16 protein-coding genes are annotated in these 18,241 nt (G+C 62.5%); 12 read left to right on the top strand and 4 right to left on the bottom strand.

Features of this window, described 5'->3' with window-relative positions; translation table 11 throughout:
• Positions 1–201 precede the first annotated feature (201 nt).
• Both ACMCNM_RS27535 and aspA read right to left on the bottom strand, forming a co-directional pair.
• Positions 202–1,194, bottom strand: a complete 993-nt coding sequence (locus ACMCNM_RS27535; protein WP_027592117.1) for an AraC family transcriptional regulator — start codon at positions 1,192–1,194, stop codon at positions 202–204.
• A 177-nt stretch (positions 1,195–1,371) separates the two neighbouring features.
• Positions 1,372–2,796, bottom strand: a complete 1,425-nt coding sequence (gene aspA, locus ACMCNM_RS27530; RefSeq protein ID WP_027592118.1) for an aspartate ammonia-lyase — start codon at positions 2,794–2,796, stop codon at positions 1,372–1,374.
• 182 nt (positions 2,797–2,978) lie between these two features.
• On the opposite strand from aspA, the gene ACMCNM_RS27525 reads away from it, so the two are divergent.
• From ACMCNM_RS27525 to ACMCNM_RS27505, 5 genes are all read left to right on the top strand, one after another.
• On the top strand, positions 2,979–3,911 hold the full coding sequence (locus tag ACMCNM_RS27525) for a LysR substrate-binding domain-containing protein (protein ID WP_172960396.1): 933 nt from the start codon (positions 2,979–2,981) through the stop codon (positions 3,909–3,911).
• Between the two features lie 171 nt (positions 3,912–4,082).
• A complete protein-coding gene (purE, locus tag ACMCNM_RS27520) occupies positions 4,083–4,574 on the top strand; it encodes a 5-(carboxyamino)imidazole ribonucleotide mutase (protein ID WP_016489856.1) in 492 nt (163 codons plus the stop codon).
• 10 nt (positions 4,575–4,584) lie between these two features.
• Positions 4,585–5,667 (top strand): 5-(carboxyamino)imidazole ribonucleotide synthase, encoded by a 1,083-nt coding sequence (locus ACMCNM_RS27515; RefSeq protein ID WP_099455735.1) that lies wholly within the window; start codon positions 4,585–4,587, stop codon positions 5,665–5,667.
• Positions 5,668–5,775: 108 nt separating this feature from the next.
• Positions 5,776–6,021: a GlsB/YeaQ/YmgE family stress response membrane protein gene (locus ACMCNM_RS27510; protein WP_027592121.1), complete on the top strand. Its 246-nt coding sequence runs from the start codon at positions 5,776–5,778 to the stop codon at positions 6,019–6,021.
• 48 nt (positions 6,022–6,069) lie between these two features.
• The gene (locus ACMCNM_RS27505) at positions 6,070–6,603 is read left to right on the top strand and encodes a DUF3299 domain-containing protein (RefSeq protein WP_412765760.1); all 534 of its coding nucleotides are present in this window, start codon (positions 6,070–6,072) and stop codon (positions 6,601–6,603) included.
• A 280-nt stretch (positions 6,604–6,883) separates the two neighbouring features.
• On the opposite strand, the gene ACMCNM_RS27500 is transcribed toward ACMCNM_RS27505, so the two are convergent.
• Both ACMCNM_RS27500 and ACMCNM_RS27495 read right to left on the bottom strand, forming a co-directional pair.
• On the bottom strand, positions 6,884–7,780 hold the full coding sequence (locus ACMCNM_RS27500; protein WP_412765759.1) for a D-hexose-6-phosphate mutarotase: 897 nt from the start codon (positions 7,778–7,780) through the stop codon (positions 6,884–6,886).
• 72 nt (positions 7,781–7,852) lie between these two features.
• Positions 7,853–8,251 carry an acyl-CoA thioesterase gene (locus tag ACMCNM_RS27495; protein ID WP_003253317.1) on the bottom strand — a complete coding sequence of 133 codons (399 nt, stop codon included), beginning with the start codon at positions 8,249–8,251 and terminating at the stop codon, positions 7,853–7,855.
• Positions 8,252–8,607: 356 nt separating this feature from the next.
• On the opposite strand from ACMCNM_RS27495, the gene ACMCNM_RS27490 reads away from it, so the two are divergent.
• The 7 genes from ACMCNM_RS27490 (at position 8,608) to ACMCNM_RS27460 (ending at position 18,051) form a co-directional block, all read left to right on the top strand.
• Positions 8,608–9,897: an MFS transporter gene (locus tag ACMCNM_RS27490; protein ID WP_027592124.1), complete on the top strand. Its 1,290-nt coding sequence runs from the start codon at positions 8,608–8,610 to the stop codon at positions 9,895–9,897.
• A 212-nt stretch (positions 9,898–10,109) separates the two neighbouring features.
• On the top strand, positions 10,110–11,108 hold the full coding sequence (locus tag ACMCNM_RS27485) for a phosphate ABC transporter substrate-binding protein PstS (protein ID WP_027592125.1): 999 nt from the start codon (positions 10,110–10,112) through the stop codon (positions 11,106–11,108).
• A gap of 139 nt (positions 11,109–11,247) precedes the next feature.
• Entirely contained in the window at positions 11,248–13,536 is a 2,289-nt protein-coding gene (locus ACMCNM_RS27480; RefSeq protein ID WP_085272157.1) for an ABC transporter permease subunit, read from the top strand.
• Between the two features lie 17 nt (positions 13,537–13,553).
• A complete protein-coding gene (gene pstA / locus ACMCNM_RS27475) occupies positions 13,554–15,224 on the top strand; it encodes a phosphate ABC transporter permease PstA (RefSeq protein WP_027592127.1) in 1,671 nt (556 codons plus the stop codon).
• Positions 15,225–15,296: 72 nt separating this feature from the next.
• Positions 15,297–16,130 (top strand): phosphate ABC transporter ATP-binding protein PstB, encoded by an 834-nt coding sequence (gene pstB / locus ACMCNM_RS27470; protein WP_027592128.1) that lies wholly within the window; start codon positions 15,297–15,299, stop codon positions 16,128–16,130.
• A 94-nt stretch (positions 16,131–16,224) separates the two neighbouring features.
• Positions 16,225–16,995 (top strand): phosphate signaling complex protein PhoU, encoded by a 771-nt coding sequence (gene phoU / locus ACMCNM_RS27465; RefSeq protein WP_412765758.1) that lies wholly within the window; start codon positions 16,225–16,227, stop codon positions 16,993–16,995.
• 165 nt (positions 16,996–17,160) lie between these two features.
• A complete protein-coding gene (locus ACMCNM_RS27460; protein WP_412765757.1) occupies positions 17,161–18,051 on the top strand; it encodes a response regulator in 891 nt (296 codons plus the stop codon).
• The last annotated feature ends 190 nt before the right edge of the window (positions 18,052–18,241 follow it).

The raw sequence follows: 18,241 nt of genomic DNA, 5'->3' as shown, positions 1-18,241 counted from the left end.
CGTGGGCCCATTTTCAGGGGCAGCCCGGTAGCGGAGAACGACGCAAACGGCCAAAAGGGGATCGATGTGGCCAAGGTCGCTGGCCGGGTTTAATGTGCGGGCCTCTTCGCGGGCAAGCCCGCTCCCACAGGTACACCACAATATCCCAGAGTTGTGGAGATCCTGTGGGAGCGGGCTTGCCCGCGAAGAGGCCCGCCCAGGTCAACCGCGAAAGTGGCTGGGCGCCACGCCACTCCAGCGCTGGAATGCATGGCGGAAGCTGGCCGTTTCGCTGAACCCTAAGGTTTCGGCAATCCGGTAGATCGGCATCTGCTCATCGGCCAACAACTGCTTGGCCCGCTCGAAACGCAGCTCATCGAGCAGCTGTTGATAACTGCTGCCCAGCGCCTGCAGGTGCCGGCGCAAGGTCCGCGATGAGCAGTTCATCTGCCGCGCCAAACCCTCAAGCCCCGGCGCTGCGTCCAGTTGCTGGGCCAGCAGCTGGCGTATCTTGCCCAGCCAGGCCTGACGCCCTGTGAACTCGAGGTTCAGGCGTCGGCAGCGCTCGCTCATGGCTTTGTGGGTAATGGGGTCGGCCAACGGTAGCGGGGTATCCAGCCAGCGCCGCTCGAAGGCAAACGCGTTGTCCTCGGCCTCGAAGCCGATTGGGCATTGGAAGGCACGGGTATAGAGGCTGTGGTAGCCCGGCCGGGCATGCTCGAAGCGGCTGCCGAGCAGTGGCAGGGGCCGGCCCAGCAAGTCGTCGCAAATCACTTTCAGCGAGACCAGGCAGAACTCTGCATTGAAAGCAGTCAGCGCCGGGCTGTCGCGGTAATCGCTGGCGCTGAGCCAGACACGCTGGCCGTCGTCGATCAGGCGCAGTTGGAAGACTGTTCCCAGCAGTGCCGGAAAGCGCAGCGCCAGGCGCAAGGCGTCACCCAAAGTGGCACTGGAGAGCAGGGCGTAACCGAGCATGCCATAGCACGACACGTGCATGCGCTGGCCCAGTTCCAGGCCGATGTCTTCGCGCCGGGCGACGGCATTGGCACACACCTGCAGCTCTTGCTGGGTGGTGATGCGCGCGTCTGCATGCCCCAGGTCCGCCGGGCCGATGCCACTGCCGGCGAGCAAGGCCGAAGCCTCGCAACCCTCTGCCTGAAAGACGTTGAGGATCAGCGAAACCGCGTTGAGGGTGGTTAGGTGGCTGTGCAGCATGCTCGGTATCCCGTTGGTTGGGATGCATTATGGAGCAAGTTGTGTGCCGCAAACCTGGGGCAGCGCAACCGCGCTAGATCATGCAGGCAAAAAAAAGGCCCGATGCATGCGCTCGGGCCTTTGAAAGGTTGAGAGGTGTCTAGTCCCTCGACCTGGTGAGACAGTTGAAGCGGTCGGTTACGCCTTCAGCGGAACCAGACGCGGTGCGATCATGTTTTCTGGGCGCAGGATGTCGTTGAGCATCTCTTCGTCCAGCAGCTTCTCTTCGCGTACCAGTTCCAGCACACCGCGGCCTGTTTCCAGAGCAACACGGGCGATACGGGTGGCGTTTTCGTAGCCGATGTAAGGGTTCAGGGCGGTGACCAGGCCGATCGAGTGCTCGACCAGTTCACGGCAGCGCTGTTCGTTGGCAGTGATGCCGACGATGCAGTGCTCGCGCAGCATGTCCATGGCGCGCTGGAGCAGGCGGATCGAGTCGAAGATCTTGTAGGCGATCAGCGGCTCCATCACGTTCAGCTGCAGCTGGCCACCTTCGGCGGCGACGGTCAGGGCCAGGTCGTTGCCCATGATGGCGAAGGCCACCTGGTTGACGGCTTCCGGGATAACCGGGTTGACCTTGCCTGGCATGATCGAGCTGCCTGGCTGACGCGCTGGCAGGTTGATCTCGTTGATGCCGGTACGCGGGCCGCTGGACAGCAGGCGCAGGTCGTTGCAGATCTTCGACAGCTTGACCGCGGTACGCTTGAGCATGCCGGAGAACAGCACGAAGGCGCCCATGTCGGAGGTGGCTTCGATCAGGTCGGCAGCCGGGACCAGCGGCTGGCCGCTGATGGTTGCCAGGCGCTGTACGGCGAGCATCTGGTAGCCCGGGTCGGCGTTGATGCCGGTACCGATGGCAGTACCACCCAGGTTGATTTCGGTCAGCAGCTCCGGCGCCAGCGAACGCAGACGGTTGAGGTCTTCGGTCATGGTGGTGGCGAAGGCGCGGAATTCCTGGCCCAGGGTCATCGGCACGGCGTCCTGCAGCTGGGTACGGCCCATCTTCAGTACGTGGTCGAACTCTTTACCTTTGGCGGCGAAGGCCTGGATCAGGCTGTCGAGGCTGGCGAGCAGGGCGTCATGACCCAGCAGCAGACCCAGACGGATCGCAGTCGGGTAGGCGTCGTTGGTCGACTGCGCCATGTTCACGTCGTTGTTCGGGTGCAGGTACTGGTACTCACCCTTCTGGTGGCCCATGGCCTCCAGCGCGATGTTGGCGATGACTTCGTTGGCGTTCATGTTGGTAGAAGTACCAGCACCGCCTTGAATCATGTCCACCACGAACTGCTCGTGGTAGTCGCCTTTGATCAGCCGGCCGCAGGCGGCGCTGATGGCGGCGTGCTTGGCATCGCTCAGGTGCCCCAGCTCTCGGTTGGCGTCAGCAGCAGCCTGCTTGACCATCGCCAGGCCCACTACCAGTTTCGGGTAGTGCGACAGCGGAACACCGGAGAGGTGGAAGTTGTTGGCAGCGCGCAGGGTCTGGATGCCGTAGTAGGCATCAGCAGGAACTTCAAGGGTACCCAGCAGATCTTTTTCGACGCGGAACGATGCAGCGGCAGACATGATGTATATCATCTCGAATTTGACCCGGCACATGCCGGAATGGCGCTAATCCTAGGCCCGAAGAGGATTTTGCGGCCAATGCTGTTGCACGCTAACCTATGCACAAACGGCATAGTGTTTCATGTGACGCCAATTGACATTCGAGCGTGTTCCATTTTGGTGCATGCCGGGAGATGTGCTTCGTGAACCTGGAAAGCAAATGGCTGGAAGACTTCAGCGCCCTGGCTGCCACGCGCAGTTTTTCGCAAGCGGCAGAGCGGCGTTTCGTCACTCAACCGGCCTTCAGTCGACGTATTCGCAGCCTCGAAGCAGCCTTGGGCCTGCAGCTGGTGAATCGTTCCCGCACCCCGATTGAACTGACCGAGGCCGGGCAGCTGTTTCTAGTCACGGCGCGCACCGTTGTCGACCAGTTGAGCGAAATTCTGCGCCACTTGCACCACCTCGAAGGTGGCCAAGGCGAGGTTATCCAAGTGGCGGCGGCGCACTCCCTGGCGTCGGGGTTTTTCCCACGTTGGGTGGCCCAGTTGCGCAACGACGGGTTGAACATTGCCACCCGTCTGGTGGCGACCAACGTGGGTGATGCGGTGCATGCCCTGCGCGAAGGCGGTTGCGACCTGATGCTGGCCTTCTATGACCCCGATGCCGCGCTGCAGATGGATGCCGAGATCTTCCCGTCGCTGCACATGGGCACCACCGAAATGTTGCCGGTGTGTGCTGTGGATGCCGACGGCCAGCCCTTGTTCGATCTGGAAGGCGAGGGCAGCGTGCCACTTTTGGCCTACACCGCCGGTGCCTTCCTCGGCCGTTCGGTGAACCTGTTGCTGCGCCAGCGCAACCTGCGCTACACCACTGTTTATGAAACCGCCATGGCCGACAGCCTCAAGAGCATGGCGCTGGAGGGCATGGGCATTGCCTGGGTGCCACGCCTGTCGATGCGCGGCGAGCTGGAGCGGGGTGAGCTGGCCATCTGCGGTGGCAGCCAATGGCACGTGCCCCTGGAAATCCGCCTGTACCGCTGCGCCCTGGTGCGTAAGGCCAACGTGCGCTTGTTGTGGCGCAAGCTGGAGGGGGCGGCGGCGGTTGACCCAAAAGTCAGCCAAAGCCCCGAAAAATAAGGCCGACAGTTGGTCGCCGGGGGTGCCAGCATCGCCCAGGGTTACGGTATACTGCGCGGCCTTTAGACCGGATAGCTCCGGTCCTGATCAGCAAACAAGCCACGCCGGTCGTCCCGCGTGGCTTGTTGTTTTTTGACGCGCCCAAGGGCGCACAAGCGAAGAGGCTCGACGATGAGTGCACTGGTTGGCGTGATCATGGGCTCCAAGTCCGATTGGTCCACCCTTAGCCACACCGCCGATATGCTGGAAAAACTCGGCATTCCTTACGAAGTGAAGGTGGTTTCCGCCCACCGCACCCCGGATCTGCTGTTCCAGTATGCCGAAGAGGCCGAAGGCCGTGGCATCGAGGTGATCATCGCCGGTGCCGGTGGCGCAGCCCACCTGCCAGGCATGTGCGCCGCCAAGACCCACCTGCCGGTGCTGGGCGTGCCGGTGCAGTCGTCGATGCTGTCGGGTGTCGATTCGCTGCTGTCGATCGTGCAGATGCCGGCGGGCGTTCCGGTCGCGACCTTGGCGATCGGCCGGGCGGGCGCGATCAACGCTGCATTGCTGTCGGCGAGCATCCTGGGCGCCAAGTACCCGCAGTACCACGCGGCGCTCAAGCAGTTCCGCACGGAACAGACCGACACCGTGCTGGACAATCCAGACCCGCGCCAGGCTTGAGGCTGACCCCATGAAGATCGGTGTAATCGGTGGCGGCCAGCTCGGCCGCATGCTGGCCCTGGCGGGTACTCCGCTGGGCATGAACTTCGCGTTCCTCGACCCGGCTGCAGATGCCTGCGCCGCCCCTCTGGGCGAGCACCTGCGCGCCGACTACGGTGACCAGGACCATCTGCGCCAGCTGGCCGACGAAGTCGACCTGGTGACCTTCGAGTTCGAAAGCGTCCCGGCCGAAACCGTGGCCTTCCTCTCGCAGTTCGTCCCGGTCTACCCAAGCGCCGAAGCGCTGCGTATTGCCCGCGACCGCCTGTTCGAGAAGAGCATGTTCCGCGACCTGGGTATTCCGACCCCGGCCTTTGCCGACATCCTCTCCCAGGCAGACCTGGACGCCGCGGTCGCCAGCATCGGCCTGCCAGCCGTGCTCAAGACCCGCACCCTGGGCTACGACGGCAAGGGCCAGAAGGTCCTGCGCAGTGCTGAAGACGTGGTCGACACCTTCGCCGAGCTGGGCAGCGTGCCGTGCCTGCTGGAAGGCTTCGTGCCGTTCACCGGCGAAGTCTCGCTGGTGGCCGTCCGTGCCCGCGATGGCGAAACCCGCTTCTATCCGTTGGTGCACAACACCCACGAGAGCGGCATCCTGCGTCTGTCGGTGGCCAGCGAAGCGCACCCGCTGCAAGGCCTGGCCGAAGACTACGTCGGCCGTGTGCTGAAGCAGCTGGACTATGTCGGCGTGATGGCGTTCGAGTTCTTCGAAGTCGACGGTGGCCTCAAGGCCAACGAAATCGCCCCGCGTGTGCACAACTCCGGGCACTGGACCATCGAAGGCGCCGAGTGCAGCCAGTTCGAGAACCACCTGCGCGCTGTCGCCGGCCTTCCGCTGGGCTCGACCGCCAAGGTCGGTGAAAGCGCCATGCTCAACTTCATCGGCGAAGTACCTGCGGTGGATAAAGTGGTCGCTATCGAAGACTGCCACCTGCACCACTATGGCAAGGCCTTCAAGGTCGGGCGCAAGGTTGGCCATGCCACCCTGCGTTGCCAGGACATGGCCACCCTCAAGCGCAAGATTGCCGAAGTAGAGGCGCTGATCAGCAACTGATCGGGCTGTAAATCGAACTTCTGCAAGCGGCTTGCCCTCTGAACATGGCAACAGGCCAAAGCCCGTCTAGGCTTTGGCTTGTTCCATCTTCACTGCAGAGGGATTGCCATGGGCATCATTGGAACCATCTTCATCGGCCTCATCGTTGGCCTGCTGGCCCGCTTCATCAAGCCGGGCGACGACAGCATGGGCTGGATCATGACCATCCTGCTGGGTATTGCCGGCTCCTTGCTCGCCACCTACGGCGGTCAGGCACTGGGCATTTATCAGGCTGGGCAGGCCGCAGGGTTCTTCGGCGCGCTGGTCGGTGCCGTCGTCCTTCTGGTGATCTACGGATTAATCAAGAAACGCTGAATACCGTTTAGAATGCTCGGCAATTCATCCGAGTTGCCGAGCATTTTCATGCGTGCCTTATTTCTCATCCCCTTGCTTCTGGCCAGCACCCTGGCCCGTGCCGAGCTGCCCGAAACCGACTGGCTGGAGCTGATGCCCAAGTCGGACCAGAAGGCCCTTGAGCAGATGCCCGAAATCGACCACAACTCGCCGGAGGCCATGGGCACCTTCACCGACAAGGGCGGCCTCAAGCAGAGCAAAGGGTTGCCGGCGGTGATGTATTCGACCAAGACCGTGCCCGCCATGAACGGCAAGCAGATTCGCCTGGGCGGTTACCCGGTGCCGCTGGAGAGCGATGCCAAGGGCAACAGCACGCTGTTTTTCCTGGTGCCGTACCCGGGCGCCTGCATCCACGTGCCGCCACCGCCACCGAACCAGTTGGTGCTGGTACGCTATCCGAAGGGGCTGAAAATCGACGACATCTACACGCCGCTGTGGGTTAGCGGGGCGTTGAAGGTGGAGAAGGTCAGCAACGACCTGGCGGATGCGGCCTATGCGCTGGATGCGCAGAAGGTGAGGGTGGTGGAGGACGCTGACCTCTGAGTGGGTCTGTGCCGGCCTCTTCGCGGGGCAAGCCCGCTCCCACAGGTCCCGTAATGCTCGGGACCTATGATGATCCTGTGGGAGATTCTATGGTTTTCAGCAAGCCGGTTTGCTCGCTTTGGTGACATATTCGTCCTGATTTTTCATCAGGGCGAATGCTACGCGAGGGTCTGTACTGCTGCGAACAGTCAGAATCGGGCATTTAGTCCCACCACCCCTTCAAGTCTAACCATACAAGCGGGCTTGCCCCGCGAAGAGGCCGGTAAAATCAACGCAAGGCTCAGATCGCTTCACTGCCGATACTGACGCTCAGCGAGCAACTCGTCCCAGGCCTCAGCGTCACCACGTCATCCCACACATTCGCCGTCTCGATGCACAGCATCCGCTGCCAGCCATCATCCGCCATGTCCGGCAGCTCTCGCGCCCGCTCGGTCCACGGGTTCCAGATCACCGCCGAGCGCGAGCCACTGCTGGTCAGGGTAATCCGCCGCGCCCAGTGCGGGTCGACGATGCTCAGGGTTTGCGGGGTAGCCAGGTAGATCCGGTCAGTCTCCCCGGCAAATGCCAGCGCACCTTGCTGCTGGCGCTGCTCCCAATCGGCCAAGGTCTCGATGTAGCTCAACCCGTCCACACCCTCGACCCGCGCCTGGCGCACGTCGCTGACGGCAAAGTAGCTGTGCAGGGCCTGGCTGATGGTAACGGGGGTATTGCCCATGTTGCGGCTGGTCAGGTTCAGCTTCAACGCCTCATCCAGCTCCACCACCAGCTTCAGCTCGACGTCATGAGGCCAGCCGGGCAGGTCGCCCCGCGCTTCAGGCAGTGCGAATTCGATGCGCAGGCCGTTGCCCGCTTTCTCAATACCCAGCAGCTGCCAGTCTCGCGAGCGCGCCAGCCCGTGGGCAGGCGCCTGCTCGTCGTGGTACATGGCCTGAACAGCCTGGGGGTTGCGCTGCAAGTTGCCAAACCACGGCCAGCACACCGGTACCCCGGCGCGCACGGATTTGCCCTGGCGGAAAATGGCCTGGTCGCTCAGCCACAGCAGCGGCGGTTCGCCCACACGCTGGTAGCTGAGGATCTGCGCGCCCTGCTGGGCGATCAGTAGTTCGGCATGCTCGCTGGTGATGCGCCAGCAATTGAGTTCGCCGTGTTGCTCGGTGTCGACCTTGAAAGTAGCCATTGCACTCGTCTCATTGATTGCCCTGTGGGCCTTGGACCCGGGCACGTGCAATGAGTTTACCGCCGGCGTGGCTCAGCGACGAGGCACAGAGCGGGTGCGGCCACTGCCGTCGATGGCGACGAAGACGAATACCGCTTCGGTCACCTTACGCCATTCACTGGACAGCGGGTCGTCGCTCCACACTTCGACCATCATCTGGATCGAGCTGCGGCCGATTTCCAGGGTCTGGGTATAGAACGACAGCTGGGCACCCACGGCGACCGGCACCAGGAAGGCCATGCGATCGATGGCCACCGTGGCCACACGGCCACCCGCGACACGGCTGGCCATGGCAGTGCCGGCCAAATCCATCTGGGCGACCAGCCAGCCGCCAAAGATGTCACCAAAGCCGTTGGTCTCACGAGGGAGTGCGGTGATTTGCAAGGCCAGGTCGCCTTGCGGGATTGGATCTTCTTGTTCGAGCTCAATCATGCGATGGGGCCTCTGACCCGTGACGCTTTCGTTGGTGTGGCGCAAAGGCCGGGTAAACGATTCAGCTGGAAACATACTACGCCGATTTCGTTTCACTGGGCGGCCGTAGGGAAACTCTGCGAAACCGCCTGACATGCAGACCGGCGTTTTCGCACAACATCCCACGCTAGGAGCAACCTTTTCCTACGAACGGCCAGTATATAGAGCATAACGGCCAGCGACGACCGCGCATTCATGAATATCTGTATGGTTTTTGTATCGCTTTCGGCGCGCCTCGGCAATTTGCTATCTTCGCTCGTCTACCAATCCAGAAGTCGCGCGCCAAGCGGCCTGCATGACCTACAAGAGAAAGATCGATGACCTCCGTGCCGAGCAGTATCGAGCAGCCTTCACGGCCGCTGACCCGCAGCGACTACAAGACCCTTTCACTGTCCGCCCTGGGCGGTGCACTGGAGTTCTACGACTTCATCATCTTCGTGTTCTTCGCTACGGTGGTCGGCAAGCTGTTCTTCCCTGCCGACATGCCGGAATGGCTGCGCTTGATGCAGACGTTCGGCATCTTCGCCGCCGGCTACCTGGCGCGGCCGCTGGGCGGCATCGTCATGGCGCACTTCGGTGACCTGCTCGGGCGCAAGAAGATGTTCACCCTGAGCATCTTCATGATGGCGCTGCCGACCCTGATCATGGGCCTGCTGCCGACCTACGCGCAGATTGGCCTGTGGGCACCGGTTTTGCTGCTGCTGATGCGCGTGATTCAGGGCGCGGCGATTGGTGGCGAGGTGCCGGGCGCCTGGGTGTTCGTCTCAGAGCACGTACCAGCGCGCAATACCGGCTACGCCTGCGGCACGCTGACCGCCGGCCTGACCTCGGGCATTCTGCTCGGCTCGCTGGTCGCGACCCTGATCAACAGCATTTACACCCCAGGTGAAGTTGCCGATTACGCCTGGCGTATACCGTTCTTGCTGGGAGGTGTGTTCGGCCTGTTCTCGGTGTACCTGCGCCGCTGGCTGCACGAAACCCCGGTATTTGCCGAGATGCAGCAGCGCAAGGCCCTGGCCGAAGAGCTGCCGCTGCGTGCCGTGCTGCGTGATCACCGTGGCGCGATCATTTTGTCGATGCTGCTGACCTGGCTGCTGTCGGCTGGCATCGTGGTGGTGATCCTGATGACCCCGGCGCTGCTGCAGAGCTTCTACCAAATCAGCCCGACCGACTCGCTCAAGGCCAACAGCCTGGCCATCGTGCTGCTCAGCCTCGGCTGCATCGGTGCCGGTAGCCTGGCCGACCGCATCGGCGCTGGGCGTGTGTTCATCGTCGGCAGCCTGCTGTTGCTGGCCAGCTCCTGGACCTTCTACCACAGCCTGCCGACCCGCCCCGACCTGCTGTTCCCGTTGTATGCGCTGACCGGCCTGTGCGTCGGTATCGTCGGCGCCGTGCCCTATGTGATGGTCAAGGCCTTCCCACCGGTGGTGCGTTTTAGCGGTTTGTCGTTCTCTTACAACGTCGCCTACGCCATCTTCGGCGGGCTGACGCCGATGGTGGTGACCGCGCTGTTGAAGGTCAGCCCAATGGCGCCGGCCTATTATGTGGCGGGGCTGTGTGCTGTCGGGCTGGCCGTAGGCGTTTATCTGTTCGCCAATAAGCGCTGATCGGCTTGCATCAATTGCCTCCCTCATTGGGGTAGTCGAAGAGCCTGAGCGGTTACCCCGCGCCTCTGCAACATCTTGAAAAGGCCATCCCCGGCACCGGGTGATGGCCTTTCATCCAATTGTCACATTGAAGTCATATCGTATTCATGCGGCCTGCAGATACTTGGGCCCGATCCATCCAACACCCCCAATATTCCTGCTAGGAGCAAGGCATGAAACTGAAGCGTTTGATGGCGGCCCTTACCTTCGCCGCCGCTGGCGTTGCAACCGCCAATGCGGTAGCCGCTGTCGACCCAGCAATCCCGACCTACACCAAGACCACCGGTGTTTCGGGCAACCTCTCCAGCGTCGGTTCGGACACCCTCGCCAACCTGATGACCCTGTGGGCCGAGGCCTACAAGAAGGAATATCCGAACGTAAACATCCAGATCCAGGCCGCCGGCTCCTCCACCGCGCCACCCGCGCTGACCGAGGGCACCGCCAACCTGGGCCCGATGAGCCGCAAGATGAAGGACGTCGAACTGCAGGCCTTCGAGCAGAAGTACGGCTACAAGCCGACCGCCATCCCGGTCGCCGTTGACGCCCTGGCTGTATTCGTCCACAAGGACAACCCGATCAAGGGCCTGACCATGGCTCAGGTCGATGCGATCTTCTCGTCCACCCGCCTGTGCGGCGCCAAGGCCGATGTCAAAACCTGGGGCGACCTGGGCGTGACCGGCGACCTCGCCAACAAGCCAGTGCAGCTGTTCGGCCGTAACTCGGTATCGGGCACCTACGGCTACTTCAAGGAAGAAGCCCTGTGCAAAGGCGACTTCAAGCCTAACGTCAACGAACAGCCTGGCTCGGCTTCGGTCGTGCAGTCGATCAGTTCCTCGCTGAACGGCATTGGCTACTCGGGCATCGGCTACAAGACCGCTAGCGTCAAGACCGTAGCCCTGGCCAAGAAAGAAGGCGGCGAGTTCATCGAAGACAACGAAGAAAACGCCCTGAACGGCAAGTACCCGCTGTCCCGCTTCCTGTACGTCTACGTCAACAAGGCCCCGAACAAGCCTCTGGCCCCGCTGGACGCCGAGTTCATCAAGCTGGTGCTGTCGCAAGCTGGCCAGCAGGTCGTGGTGAAGGATGGCTACATCCCGCTGCCGGCCAAAGTGGTCGACAAGACCCTGGCTGACCTGGGCCTGTCCCACGCTGGTAACGTCGCAAAGAAGTAAATAACTGAGGAAGCGGCCGGTGCCTAAGCCCGGCCGCTTCCACGAATTCTCAGTCCGAAGCCAGAACCCCTGAGCGTCGGGCTTTCTTGCGTCACTGCATTGTCATGTTTTTGTCATACGGGACCGCTAGGGTGTGCGCATGAATGATCTGGCCAACTCCACCATGACCCAAAATTCCCAACCCGTGCGGATTGACTTCAATACGCCCGAGTTGCAACGCAAGCGCCGCATGCGTGCGCTCAAGGACCGCCTGACCCGCTGGTATGTACTGGTGGGCGGGCTTGCCGTATTGGCGGCAATTACCCTGATTTTCTTCTACCTGGCCTACGTGGTGCTGCCGCTGTTCCAGGGCGCTGAGCTGACCAGCAAGAAGGCCCTGGAGCCGACCTGGCTGCAACAGGATGTCGGCAAGCCGCTGATGATCGCGCTTGAAGAGCAGAACCTGGTGGGCATGCGGGTTTCCGACAAGGGGCAGGCACTGTTCTTCGACACCAAGACCGGTGCCGAGCTGCAGCGCGTCGACCTGCCGCTGCCGGCCGGTACCCAGGTGAGCTCCATCAGCACCGATCAGCCGGGTAGCCCGCTGGTTGTGCTGGGTCTGTCCAATGGTCAGGCGTTGGTGTTCCACCACACCTACAAGATCACCTACCCGGACAACAAAAAGACCATCACCCCAGGCATCGACTACCCCTACGGCAAGGACGCGTTCGTGCTTGACGACCAGGGCCGCCCTCTGGAGCACGTGAGCGTCAACGTCAACGGCGAAACCCTGCTGCTGGCAGGTTCCACCGGTTCGCACCTGCAGGTCACCCAACTGACCCGCGAAGAGAACATGATGACCGGCGAGGTCACCAGCGAGCAGAACCGTATCGACCTCCCGCAGATGACCGAGCCGGTCAAGGCCATTTACGTCGACCCGCGCCAGCAATGGCTGTACGTGGTCAACGGCCGTGCCACCGCCGACGTCTTCAGCCTGCGTGACAAGAGCCTCAACGGCCGCTACAAGCTGCTGGAAGATGGCAATGCCGAGATCACGGCCAGTGGCCAGTTGGTGGGCGGTATCTCGCTGATCTTCGGTGACTCCAAAGGTGGCTTGAACCAGTGGTTCATGGCCCGCGATCCCGATGGCGAGTCGCGCTTCAAGTTGATCCGCAGCTTCCAGATGGGCAACGCGCCGATCGTCCAGATCGATGCCGAAGAGCGCCGCAAGGGCTTCATCGCCCTGGACGCCGAAGGCAAGCTTGGTGTGTTCCACAGCACCGCGCACCGCACCCTGCTGGTCGAGCCGGCTGCAGAAGGCGCGGGTATCCTGGCCCTGTCGCCGCGTGCCAACCGCATCATTATCGAGGAAGGCGGCAAGCTGCTGCCGCTGAGCCTGAAGAACCCGCACCCGGAAGTCTCCTTCAGCGCGCTGTGGGGCAAGGTCTGGTACGAGAACTATGACGAGCCCAAGTACGTCTGGCAGTCGACTGCGTCGAACACCGACTTCGAGCCCAAGCTCAGCCTGTCGCCGCTGACCTTCGGTACCCTGAAGGCTGCGTTCTACGCGATGATCTTGGCCGCCCCGCTGGCCATTGCCGCCGCCATCTACACCGCCTACTTCATGGCCCCTGGCATGCGCCGCAAGGTCAAGCCGGTGATCGAGCTGATGGAAGCGATGCCGACAGTGATCCTCGGCTTCTTCGCCGGTCTGTTCCTCGCGCCGTACCTCGAAGGCCACTTGCCGGGTGTGTTCAGCCTGTTCGTACTGATGCCGTTCGGCATCCTGCTGGCCGGTTTCGTCTGGAGCCGCCTGCCGGAGTCGATCCGCCTGCGCGTGCCGGATGGCTGGGAAGCGGCGATCCTGATCCCCGTGATCCTGTTCACCGGCTGGTTCGCCCTGACCATGAGCCCTTACCTGGAGACCTGGTTCTTCGGCGGCGACATGCGCCTGTGGATCACCAACGACCTGGGCATCACCTACGACCAGCGCAACGCCCTGGTAGTCGGTATCGCCATGGGCTTCGCGGTTATCCCGAACATCTACTCGATTGCCGAAGACGCCGTGTTCAGCGTGCCGCGCAGCCTGACCCTGGGCTCCCTGGCCCTGGGTGCGACGCCGTGGCAGACCCTGACCCGCGTGGTCATCCTCACCGCCAGCCCGGGTATCTTCTCGGCGCTGATGATCGGCATGGGCCGTGCGGTGGGCGAGACCATGATCGTGCTCATGGCCACCGGCAACACCCCGGTGATGGAGATGAACCTGTTCGAAGGCATGCGCACCCTGGCCGCCAACGTGGCGGTAGAAATGCCGGAGTCGGAAGTCGGTGGCAGCCACTATCGCGTGCTGTTCCTGGCGGCCCTCGTGCTGCTGATGTTCACCTTCATCATGAACACCTTGGCCGAGCTGATTCGCCAGCGTCTGCGCAAGAAATACTCGTCGCTTTGATAGAAAGGTAGAGATCCGTGAAAAAGGATTCCCTCAAAGGCTGGTTCAAGAGCGGCGCCCCAGGCGTCTGGATCAGCGGTGGCGCGGTTGCCATGGCGGTGATCATGACCATCGGCCTGCTGTCGGTCATCGCCGTGCGAGGCCTGGGCCACTTCTGGCCGGCCGACCTGGTCCAGGCCACCTACAAGGTGCCTGGCCAGGCTGATCACATCGTCGTCGGCGAAGTGGTGCAAAAAGAAGAAGTGCCCCGTGCACGCCTGAAGGGTGCCGGCTTGCCGGTACCTGAGCAGGGCCCGGAATTCATGACCCGTGAGCTGATCAAGGTCGGTAACCGCGACCTCAACGGCAGCGACTTCACTTGGGTGGTGGGCGACTGGCTGGTCGATGAGCAACGCCCGGTCGACCTGATGGCGCTGGAACGCCGCGAGTGGGGCAACTTCTACGGCTACCTGGTCAGCGTCAAGGAAGAAGGCCGCGTGGTCGCCGAAGGCCCTGCTGCCTGGAACGAACTGCAGGCCCGCCTCAAGCGCGCCAACCAGCTCAATGGCGAATTGCAGCAACTCGAGAAAAAAGACATCGGCGCCATCAACCATGGCCTCGAACGCCTGCGTTTGCATAGCCGCAAGCTGGAGTTGGAGGGCAAGCTCGACGCCGCTGCCCAGGCCGACATGGACGCCGAGCGTGCCGAGCTGAACAGCCGCTACAAGGCCATCGAAGACCGCCTCAGCGGCCTGCACCAGGCCTTCTCCCGTGACAGCTTGGTGGCACGTGATGCCAACGGCCGCGAAGTGGAGATCAACCTGAGCAAGGTGGTGCACGCTATCCAGCCGAACGGCATGTCCGGGCTGACCAAGATGGGCACTTACTTCGCCAAGGTCTGGGAGTTCCTCAGCGACGACCCGCGTGAAGCCAACACCGAGGGCGGCATCTTCCCGGCCATCTTCGGTACCGTGATGATGACCCTGATCATGGCCGTGATCGTGACCCCGTTCGGCGTGCTGGCTGCAGTCTACCTGCGCGAATACGCCAAGCAGGGCCCGGTGACGCGCCTGATCCGCATCGCGGTGAACAACCTGGCGGGTGTACCGGCGATCGTCTACGGCGTGTTCGGCCTGGGCTTCTTCGTCTATGTACTGGGTGGCTCGATCGACCGGCTGTTCTTCCCCGAGTCGCTGCCGGCACCCACCCTGGGTACCCCGGGCCTGCTGTGGGCCTCGCTGACCCTGGCGCTGCTGGCGGTACCGGTGGTGATCGTGGCCACCGAAGAAGGCCTGGCGCGGATTCCACGCACCGTGCGCGAGGGCTCGCTGGCCTTGGGCGCGACCAAGGCCGAGACCCTGTGGAAAATCGTCCTGCCGATGGCCAGCCCGGCCATGATGACCGGCATGATCCTCGCCGTGGCCCGCGCCGCCGGTGAAGTGGCGCCGCTGATGCTGGTGGGTGTGGTGAAGCTGGCGCCGTCGTTGCCACTGGATGGCAACTACCCGTACCTGCACCTGGACCAGAAGATCATGCACCTGGGCTTCCACATCTATGACGTCGGCTTCCAGAGCCCTAACGTCGAGGCCGCGCGCCCGCTGGTGTACGCCACCGCGCTGCTGCTGGTGCTGGTGATCGCCACCCTCAACCTCTCGGCGGTGTGGATCCGTAACCACCTGCGCGAGAAGTACAAGGCGCTGGACCACTGATCCTGATTACAAGCGTGCCGCCTGCAAGCCGGGCGGCCCTTTGAAACGAATTGATAGCGTATGGAGTTGACCATGCAGCACGAATCCCATACCCACGGCATCGACATGTCTGCCCTGGGCCGCGACAAGCAGAGCCTGCGCCTGGCCGAAGAGACCGTGGCCATCGAAGTACCGGGCCTGAGCCTGTTCTACGGCGACAAGCAAGCCTTGTTCGACGTCAGCATGAATATCCCCAAGCAGCGCGTGACCGCCTTCATCGGCCCGTCCGGCTGCGGCAAGTCGACCCTCCTGCGTACCTTCAACCGCATGAACGACCTGGTTGACGGTTGCCGCGTGGAGGGCGCCATCAACCTGTATGGCACCAATATCTACCGCAAGGGCGAAGACGTGGCCGAGCTGCGCCGCCGTGTGGGCATGGTGTTCCAGAAGCCGAACCCGTTCCCCAAGACCATCTACGAGAACGTCGTCTACGGCCTGCGCATCCAGGGCATCAACAAGAAGCGCACCCTCGACGAAGCCGTCGAATGGGCACTGAAGGGCGCCGCCCTGTGGGATGAGGTCAAAGACCGCCTGCACGATTCGGCCCTGGGCCTGTCGGGTGGCCAGCAGCAACGTCTGGTCATTGCCCGCACCATCGCCGTGGAGCCAGAAGTATTGCTGCTCGACGAACCGTGCTCGGCACTGGACCCGATCTCGACGCTGAAGGTCGAAGAGCTGATCTACGAATTGAAATCCAAGTACACCATCGTCATCGTGACCCACAACATGCAACAGGCGGCGCGCGTCTCGGACTACACCGCCTTCATGTACATGGGCAAACTGGTCGAATTCGGGGACACCGACACCCTGTTCACCAACCCGGCGAAGAAGCAGACCGAAGACTACATCACCGGTCGCTATGGCTAGTCGGTCTGCCAGCCGCAGGCCTGGGGCCAAGGGATAACACGAACGACTTGAAGCTTGCGGCTTGAGGCTTGCAGCTTTTTCGCGGAGCGAAACGATGATCAACAAAGAAAGCCTTACGCATCACATCTCCCAGCAGTTCAACGCCGAGCTTGAAGAGGTGCGCAGCCACCTCCTGGCCATGGGCGGCCTGGTCGAGAAACAGGTCAACGACGCGGTAACCGCGCTGATCGAGGCCGATTCGGGCCTGGCCCAGCAGGTGCGCGAGGTCGATGAGCAGATCAACCAGATGGAGCGCAACATCGACGAGGAGTGCGTCCGCATCCTCGCCCGCCGCCAGCCAGCGGCGTCCGACCTGCGCCTGATCATCAGCATCTCCAAGTCGGTGATCGACCTGGAACGCATCGGTGACGAGTCGACCAAGATCGCCCGTCGCGCCATCCAGCTGTGCGAAGAAGGCGAGTCGCCACGCGGCTACGTCGAGGTGCGCCACATCGGCGACCAGGTGCGCAACATGGTGCGCGACGCGCTGGACGCCTTTGCCCGCTTCGATGCCGACCTGGCGTTGTCGGTGGCGCAGTACGACAAGACCATCGACCGCGAGTACAAAACTGCGCTGCGCGAACTGGTGACCTACATGATGGAAGACCCGCGTTCGATTTCGCGGGTGCTGAGCGTCATCTGGGCCTTGCGTTCGCTGGAGCGTATCGGCGACCACGCCCGCAACATTTCCGAGCTGGTGATTTACCTGGTGCGCGGCACCGACGTCCGCCACATGGGCCTCAAGCGCATGAAGGCGGAAGTGCAGGGCTCCAGCGGCGATGAGGCCGAAAGCGCTAATGTTCCGGGCCAAGCGGACGATAAATAGTATTGCTCCCGAGCCTCAACGCCCGGCTTAGGCCGGGCGTTTTCGTTTGCGGTCGAGCAGCCATCAGGCACCCGCGAACGGTGTGAAGAAGTCCCGCTCCACGCGCAGTTGTGGCAAGTAGCCGTCACTTGCCGGTAGGCTAGTCGGGATTCAAGAGGAGTATCGATGAGTAAAGTCAATGTGCTGGTCGTGGATGACGCCCCGTTCATCCGCGATCTGGTCAGGAAGTGCCTGCGCAATGCCTTTCCGGGCATGGTCATCGACGATGCGGTCAACGGTCGCAAGGCCATGGCCATGTTGGGCAAGGAGCCGTTCGACCTGGTCCTGTGTGACTGGGAAATGCCTGAGATGTCGGGCCTGGAGCTGCTCAGCTGGTGCCGTCAGCAGCCCGCGTTGAAGAGCCTGCAGTTCATCATGGTGACCAGCCGTGGTGACAAGGAGAACGTGATCCAGGCCATTCAGGCCGGTGTGTCCGATTTTGTCGGCAAGCCGTTCACCAACGAGCAGTTGCTGACCAAGGTAAAGAAAGCCCTGAGCAAGATCGGCAAACTCGACAGCCTGATGGCCACTGGGCCTGCGCGGGCGAATTCGGCGTTTGCCAACGATTCGCTGAGCGCGCTGACGGGCGGCAAGCCTGAAGCCGTCAAGGTCGCGGCGCCTGCTGCCGTGCCGGCCAAGCCGTTGATCAACGCGCCGGCACCGCCTGCGGCTGCACCCAGTGGCCGTGGCCAAGGCCAGTTGCGCCTGTCTAGCGGCACACAGCCGTGCGTGATCAAGGCGTTGAGCCTGAAAGAGGCGCTGCTGGTGGTGCGCCGTAGCGAAGCGCTGCCGCAGGTGCTGGAGGGCGCGGTACTGGACCTGGAGCAAGGCGAAAACGCCGAAGTCGCGCGCCTGAACGGTTACCTGCATGCCGTTGCGGCGCTGGAGCCCAAGCCAGACAGTGACTGGCTGCAGCTGACCTTCAAGTTTGTCGATCAGGATGCGCAGAAGCTCGACTACCTGTCGCGGCTGATTGCCCGCGGCACGGCGCAGAAGCACTTCACGCCCGGCGCCTGATCCACGCTGCCCCTTTGTAGGAGCGGCCTTGCGTCGCGAAAGGGCTGCCGCAGCAGCCCCACGATTTCGACGTTGACGCAGATATTGCTGGGGCCGCTTTGCGGCCCTTTCGCGACGCAAGGCCGCTCCTACAAGGGATCGTATTTGGCGCGGAATAACCATCCGACCAACTGTCATATCCCCCGCCAAA

It is taken from the genome of Pseudomonas sp. NGC7 (genome assembly GCF_047159675.1).
Lineage (GTDB): Bacteria > Pseudomonadota > Gammaproteobacteria > Pseudomonadales > Pseudomonadaceae > Aquipseudomonas > Aquipseudomonas kermanshahensis.
The sequence above is the reverse complement of the archived record's forward strand: the minus strand, read 5'-3'. Positions and strand labels throughout refer to the sequence as shown.

Excerpts from the sequence above, each read along its gene's own strand:
- ACMCNM_RS27535 (WP_027592117.1), bottom strand. The coding sequence starts at position 1,194 with ATGCTGCACAGCCACCTAACCACCCTCAACGCGGTTTCGCTGATCCTC.
- aspA (WP_027592118.1), bottom strand. The coding sequence starts at position 2,796 with ATGTCTGCCGCTGCATCGTTCCGCGTCGAAAAAGATCTGCTGGGTACC.
- purE (WP_016489856.1), top strand. The coding sequence starts at position 4,083 with ATGAGTGCACTGGTTGGCGTGATCATGGGCTCCAAGTCCGATTGGTCC.
- ACMCNM_RS27515 (WP_099455735.1), top strand. The coding sequence starts at position 4,585 with ATGAAGATCGGTGTAATCGGTGGCGGCCAGCTCGGCCGCATGCTGGCC.
- ACMCNM_RS27510 (WP_027592121.1), top strand. The coding sequence starts at position 5,776 with ATGGGCATCATTGGAACCATCTTCATCGGCCTCATCGTTGGCCTGCTG.
- ACMCNM_RS27505 (WP_412765760.1), top strand. The coding sequence starts at position 6,070 with ATGCGTGCCTTATTTCTCATCCCCTTGCTTCTGGCCAGCACCCTGGCC.
- ACMCNM_RS27500 (WP_412765759.1), bottom strand. The coding sequence starts at position 7,780 with ATGGCTACTTTCAAGGTCGACACCGAGCAACACGGCGAACTCAATTGC.
- ACMCNM_RS27495 (WP_003253317.1), bottom strand. The coding sequence starts at position 8,251 with ATGATTGAGCTCGAACAAGAAGATCCAATCCCGCAAGGCGACCTGGCC.
- ACMCNM_RS27490 (WP_027592124.1), top strand. The coding sequence starts at position 8,608 with ATGACCTCCGTGCCGAGCAGTATCGAGCAGCCTTCACGGCCGCTGACC.
- ACMCNM_RS27485 (WP_027592125.1), top strand. The coding sequence starts at position 10,110 with ATGAAACTGAAGCGTTTGATGGCGGCCCTTACCTTCGCCGCCGCTGGC.
- ACMCNM_RS27480 (WP_085272157.1), top strand. The coding sequence starts at position 11,248 with ATGAATGATCTGGCCAACTCCACCATGACCCAAAATTCCCAACCCGTG.
- pstB (WP_027592128.1), top strand. The coding sequence starts at position 15,297 with ATGCAGCACGAATCCCATACCCACGGCATCGACATGTCTGCCCTGGGC.
- phoU (WP_412765758.1), top strand. The coding sequence starts at position 16,225 with ATGATCAACAAAGAAAGCCTTACGCATCACATCTCCCAGCAGTTCAAC.
- ACMCNM_RS27460 (WP_412765757.1), top strand. The coding sequence starts at position 17,161 with ATGAGTAAAGTCAATGTGCTGGTCGTGGATGACGCCCCGTTCATCCGC.